At 69.2% G+C, this 6,000-nt stretch carries 4 protein-coding genes; 3 read left to right on the forward strand and 1 reads right to left on the reverse strand.

All coding sequences use genetic code 11. The features are described 5' to 3' along the window. Positions 1-168 precede the first annotated feature (168 nt). Positions 169-1,536, forward strand: coding sequence for an NAD(P)/FAD-dependent oxidoreductase (locus tag OG714_RS27200; RefSeq protein WP_406131965.1), 1,368 nt, complete (start codon positions 169-171; stop codon positions 1,534-1,536). Positions 1,537-1,751: 215 nt separating this feature from the next. Continuing rightward, positions 1,752-3,413, forward strand: coding sequence for a SpoIIE family protein phosphatase (locus OG714_RS27205; protein WP_406124800.1), 1,662 nt, complete (start codon positions 1,752-1,754; stop codon positions 3,411-3,413). Between the two features lies 1 nt (position 3,414). Here the strand turns inward: OG714_RS27205 and OG714_RS27210 are convergent, their stop codons facing one another. Continuing rightward, complete coding sequence (locus tag OG714_RS27210) at positions 3,415-4,701, reverse strand: MFS transporter (protein ID WP_406131966.1); 1,287 nt, start codon at positions 4,699-4,701, stop codon at positions 3,415-3,417. Between the two features lie 119 nt (positions 4,702-4,820). Between OG714_RS27210 and OG714_RS27215 the strand changes: the two genes are divergently transcribed. Beyond that, positions 4,821-5,351 (forward strand): MarR family winged helix-turn-helix transcriptional regulator, encoded by a 531-nt coding sequence (locus tag OG714_RS27215; RefSeq protein ID WP_406124802.1) that lies wholly within the window; start codon positions 4,821-4,823, stop codon positions 5,349-5,351. Positions 5,352-6,000 lie beyond the last annotated feature (649 nt).

Below are 6,000 nucleotides of genomic sequence, written 5' to 3' on the forward strand. Positions count from 1 at the left end.
GGGTCACATAAGTCCCTATTGCGCCCCCGAGCACCACCCCGATCACCCCCACTGACCTGCGCACCAGCCCCGTACTCCGGCAATTCCGGCGGCCCCCCGCACCCTCCGCCGCCGGTCACACAAATTGTCGAGGCTGTGGACAAACTCCAGCGCCGGGTGCGTCATGGGATGGTGAAGGAACGCGCGCGCATTCTCGTTGTCGGTGGCGGCTACGTCGGGATGTACACAGCCCTGCGCCTTCAGAAGAAGTTGAAACGTGAAATCAGGCGCGGGCAGGTCGAGATCACCGTCGTCAGTCCCGACCCTTACATGACGTATCAGCCGTTTCTCCCCGAGGCCGCCGCCGGTTCGATCTCCCCCCGCCATGTCGTCGTCCCGCTGCGCCGCGTCCTCGACCGCTGCCGGGTCGTCATCGGCGAGGCCACCGCCATCGACCACGGCAAGCGCACCGCGACCCTCAGCACCCTCGCCACCGAGGAAGAGGGCACGGGCACCGAGGAGTTGCCGTACGACGAACTGGTCCTGGCCCCCGGCTCCATCGCGCGCACCCTCCCGATCCCCGGTCTCGCCGACCACGGCGTCGGTTTCAAGACCGTCGAGGAGGCCATCGGGCTGCGCAACCACGTCATCGAGCAGATGGACATCGCCTCCTCCACGCGCGACCCCGCGATCCGCGACGCGGCGCTGACCTTCGTCTTCGTAGGAGGCGGTTACGCCGGCGTCGAGGCACTCGGCGAGCTGGAGGACATGGCCCGCTACGCCGTGCGCTACTACCACAACGTCGACGCCGACGACCTGAAGTGGATCCTCGTGGAGGCCTCGAACCGCATCCTCCCGGAGGTCGGCGAGGAGATGGGCACCTACACGATCACGCAGCTGCGCCGCCGCAACATCCAGGTCCTCCTGGAGACCCGCCTCGAATCCTGCGTCGACCGCGTCGCCGTCCTCAGCGACGGCCAGCGCTTCCCGACCCGCACGCTCGTGTGGACGGCAGGCGTGAAACCCCACCCGGTCCTCGCCGCCACCGACCTCCCGCTCACCGAACGCGGCCGCCTCAAATGCACCGCCCAGCTGACGATCGAGGGCGCCACGCACGCGTGGGCGGCGGGAGACGCGGCAGCCGTCCCCGACGTCACCGCGTCCGAACCCGGCACCGAGACCGCCCCCAACGCCCAACACGCCGTACGCCAGGCCAAGGTCCTCGGCGACAACATCGCGCACTCCCTGCGCGGCGAGCCCCTTGAGACGTACGCCCACAAGTACGTCGGCTCGGTCGCCTCCCTGGGACTGCACAAAGGCGTCGCGCAGGTCTACGGACGCAAGCTGAAGGGCTACCCTGCCTGGTTCATGCACCGCGTCTACCACCTGAGCAGGGTGCCCACCTTCAACCGCAAGGCCCGCGTGCTCGCCGAATGGACGCTGGCGGGGCTCTTCAAAAGGGAGATCGTTTCTCTCGGTTCACTCGAACACCCCCGAGCGGAGTTCGAACTCGCGGCCGGTGGAAAGCTTCCACACGACCCGAAGGGGTCGAACTGACCGGACCGAGGAACTCCACCGGCCGCCGAGGCGTCTGACGAATGTCGGCCCGGTCGGTCACACTGCCAGACTGGTCCACGACTTCGGGCGGGCCCACGCTCGCCCTTCTCACCCAAGAGGCTTTCCCCACTGTGCTGCATCCCCCGGGGGGCCAACCCCCGGACCCCCGGCAGGGTCCGGAGCGGGCCGACAACACCTACACGAGGCAAGGATTCGTGAACTTCACGCGCTGGAGCGCCCGGCTCCCCGGAACGCAGCGCCGCGCCGCAGCGCGGACCGACCACACGGTCACCCCGGACCGGCGGGGAGAAGGCTCCGTGCCCGCGGCCCGCGCCGAGCAGCTCACCGACGAGCCGCCGCCGGTCCCCACCGTCGACGACCTGCCCGTCCGCGAGGTCCTCGACCGCGTCCCGGCCCTCGTCGCCCTCGTGCACGGCCCCGACCAGCGCATCGTGTACGTCAACGACGCCTACGCGGCGGCCTTCGGCACCCGCCCCCTGGGCGAACCGGCTCGCGAGGCCCTCCCCGAGCTCGACGAACTCGGCCTGCTCCCGCTCCTCGACCAGGTCCTGCGCAGCGGCAAGCCCCGCACCCTCAAGTCCCGCAAGGCCCCCGGCGGCCGCTCGTACACGTTCACCTGCACCCCGGTCGCCGAGAGCGCCGACAGCGCCGAGGGCGGCGTCCTGATCTTCGCCACCGACGTCACCGACCACGCGGAGGCCGCCGAACGCCTGCGCGCGAGCGAACGCCGCCAGCGCGAAACAGCCGTGACGCTCCAGCGCTCCCTGCTCCCCCAGGAACTCGAAGAACCCGACGACCTGCGCATCGCCGCCACCTACCAGCCGGGCGGCACCGAGGCGGCGGTCGGCGGCGACTGGTACGACGTGATCACCCTCGGCGGCGGCCGCACGGCCCTGGTCATCGGCGACGTCATGGGCCGAGGCGTGCGAGCGGCGGCCGTCATGGGCCAACTCCGCACGGCGGTCCGGGCGTACGCCCGCCTCGACCTGCCCCCGCACGAGGTCCTCCAGCTGCTGGACGGCCTCGCCACGGAGATCGACGCCAACCAGATCGCCACGTGCGTGTACGCCATCTTCGACCCGAACGAGGGCCGCCTGGTGTACGCCTCGGCCGGCCACCTCCCGATCCTCGTCCGCGACGAGACGGGAGCGGTCCAGCGCGCCGACGAACCCACCGGCCCCCCGCTCGGCACCGGCGGCTGGATCCACGCCTCGGGCTCGATCCCCCTCAGCCCCGGCTCCACGGCGGTCCTCTACACGGACGGCCTGGTGGAACGCCGGGACGAGGACCTCGACGAGGGAATCGCCTCCCTGGAGCGCGCGCTGGCTGGCGCCACCGGCACCCCCCAGGTGGTCTGCGACCGCCTGGTCCGCTCGCTCGGCGTGACCGCGGACCACGACGACGACGTCGCCGTCCTGGTCCTCCAGCACCCGGCCCGCACCGGCCCGGCCGGCGACCTCTTCCGCAACGCGGCCCTGGAGCTGCTCGGCGGAGTGGAAGCGGCCCCACGCGCGCGTGCGTTCGCCTCCGGAGTCCTCACCAGCTGGCGCTTCCCCACCGAACTTCACGACCTGGGCGTCCTGGCCGCCAGCGAACTCGTCGCCAACAGCCTCCAGCACGGCACCCCACCCATGCGCCTACGCCTCCGCCGCACCGACCGCCGCCTCATCGTCGAGGTCACGGACGGCGACGACCACCTCCCCAGGCGCCGCCGCGCGGAACCGGCCGACGAGTCCGGCCGAGGCATCGCGATCGTCGCCACGATCGCCTCGAACTGGGGCTCCCGCCGCACACCGGGCGGCGGCAAGGCCGTCTGGTGCGAGTTCGTACTCCCCAAGACGACGGCGACGGTATGACCTACGCCTCCACACCCACAGGCTCGACATTCCCCCGAGCCACGACCCGACTCCCCTTCGCCCGCCACGGCTGATCCTGTACGGCGGTCAACTGCCGCCCCAGCTTCACGGCGAGCAGGCTGATCCCCAGCGAGAACAAGAAGAACGTCACGACGTACGGCCCCGGCAGCGAAGCCCCGAGCGGCCCGCCCACCGCGGGCCCGACGGCCAGCGCGAGCTGCTTGACGAGGGCGAAGGCCGAGTTGTACTGCCCGGCCATTCCCTCCGGCGCCAGATCGGCCACCAGGGGAGCGACGGTCGGCGACAACATCGCCTCCCCGAGCCCGAACAGTGCGTACGTCGACACGAAGGCCGCCGTAGCCATCTCCTGACTCCCGTGCCCGAGCCCCGCGAACCCGGCCGTGACCCACGCCAGCGCCCAGATCATTCCCACGGCCGCGATCACGCGCGAGCGCCGACGCCGCTCGACGAACTTCAGCACCGCGAACTGCGCGACGACGATCATCGCGGTGTTCGCGGCCAGCGCCGTACCGAGCGCGGACGTCGAGATACCGGCGGCCTCAACCCCGTACGCACTCAGCCCGGACTCGAACTGCCCGTAGCAGGCGAAGAACAGCACGAAGCCGAGCACGCTCAGCTGCACCATGGCCCGGTTGCCGAGCAGCTGCTTCCAGGCGCCCTTGGCGGACGACTGCGCGGGAGCGTCACCGATGGCCGGCGAGTGCGGCATCCGCACGGTCGACATCACACCGGCGAGCACCAGGAACATCGCCGACTCGATCCCGAAGAGCAGCGTGAACGAGGACGCGCTGGTCGTGTCGACCAGGTGACCGCCGATGAGCCCGCCGACGCCGAGCCCGAGGTTCTGCAGAAAGAACTGCATGGCGAAGGCACGCGAGCGCGTGTCGGCCGTGGAGCAGTCCACGATCATCGTGGCGAGCGCCGGCTGCATCACGGCCTGCCCGGCCCCGAGCGCCGCCGCCGACACCAGCACCGCCGTGGCGCTGCCCGCCAGCCCCAAGCTCATCGACCCTACGGCGGCCAGAACCAGGGCGACGATGAGAACCGGTCGGGGACCGCGCCGGACGATGGCCCGCCCGGCGAACGGCAGCACGATCAGCGCGGCCACGGCGAAGACGGCGAGCACGAGACCCGCCGTCATGGCTCCAAGGGCCCGCACCTGCGCCACATAGACGTACAGGTAGGGGACCGTGAAGCCGAGCCCGAACGCGCTGAGTGCGTTTCCCACGTGGATCCGGCGCATCGCTGCGCCCATCGCCCTGGTCACGGTCACCTCAATCAGTTAGTTGGTCCTCTTCGGTACTTCTTAGTCCCGAAGACTTCGAAGCTAAACAGTACATCTAGAAGGACTTCAACGCCAAGCGACCCCGTGCGATACTGCCGCCCATGGGCGAACCGACACTCGACGAGCAGATCGCCGCCTACCAGCGCGAGTTCAAGGACCTCGACCCCCAGGTCGAGAAGATCGTCTCGGCCCTGGGCCGCCTGACCCGCCGCATGAACGTCGCGTACGGCCGCCAGACCGCGAACCTCGGCATGAGCAGCGCCGAGTGGGAGGTCCTCAAGGCCCTGGTCCTCGCCGGCGCCCCCTACCGGATGGGCCCGAGCGACCTCGCCAAGCGCCTCGGCCTCACGCCGGCCGCGATGACCCACCGGATCGACCGCATGGTCACCGAGGGACTCGTCACCAGAGAACGGGACGAGTCCAACCGCGTCCGCGTGATCGTGGAGCTGACGCCCGAGGGCCGCGGCAAGTGGCTGGAGGCGATGCGCATGGCGACGGTCTTCGAGGAGGACCTCCTCCAGGACCTCTCCCCGGAGGAACGCACCGTCCTCGGCGAGGTCCTGACCCGGCTGCTGCGCAGGGTGGAGCACGCCCAGCCGGACGCCGGCGGTCGGCTCAGCGACCTCGACTGACCTCGACAGGCCTCGGCCAGTCTCGCGATAAAAGATCTTGACAGAGGGTGCTTGACATCCCCCTGGTCGATCCGTAAAGTTCTTCGGGTTGCCGCCGAGCCGTAACGGTTCTCCGGCAGCACCTCCGCCGCGACAGCGGCAACCCAAACCAACCGCACGATCTCCCAACGGGATTGATTTCGGCGTGCCCGAATTCAATTCGATTTGGGCTCGGCTGTTGTTCGATCAGGTCACTAGGACTCGATTGGAACTCCGCCGGGGGAATCGGCTAAGGTTTGAGACGTCGGAACGGCCCAACGGCCGGGATGGCAGCCCCCGCTGACTGGGAGTCAGGCCCGAAAGGATCTGATAGAGTCGGAACCGCCGGAAAGGGAAACGCGGAAGCGGAAACCTGGAAAGCACCGAGGAAATCGGAACCGGAAACGGTCTGATAGAGTCGGAAACGCAAGACCGAAGGGAAAAGCCCGGAGGAAAGCCCGAGAGGGTGAGTACAAAGGAAGCGTCCGTTCCTTGAGAACTCAACAGCGTGCCAAAAATCAACGCCAGATATGTTGATACCCCGTCTCCAGTCATCTTCTGATGTCTGGGACGAGGTTCCTTTGAAGAACACATACAGCGAGGACGCTGTGAACGGTCGGACTTATTCCGC

Origin of the sequence: Streptomyces sp. NBC_00989 (assembly GCF_045162655.1) — a bacterium.
In the GTDB taxonomy this organism is placed as follows: domain Bacteria; phylum Actinomycetota; class Actinomycetes; order Streptomycetales; family Streptomycetaceae; genus Streptomyces.

Bases quoted from the DNA above. Each gene is read 5' to 3' on its own strand.
- OG714_RS27200 (WP_406131965.1), top strand. From the start codon at position 169: ATGGTGAAGGAACGCGCGCGCATTCTCGTTGTCGGTGGCGGCTACGTC.
- OG714_RS27215 (WP_406124802.1), top strand. From the start codon at position 4,821: ATGGGCGAACCGACACTCGACGAGCAGATCGCCGCCTACCAGCGCGAG.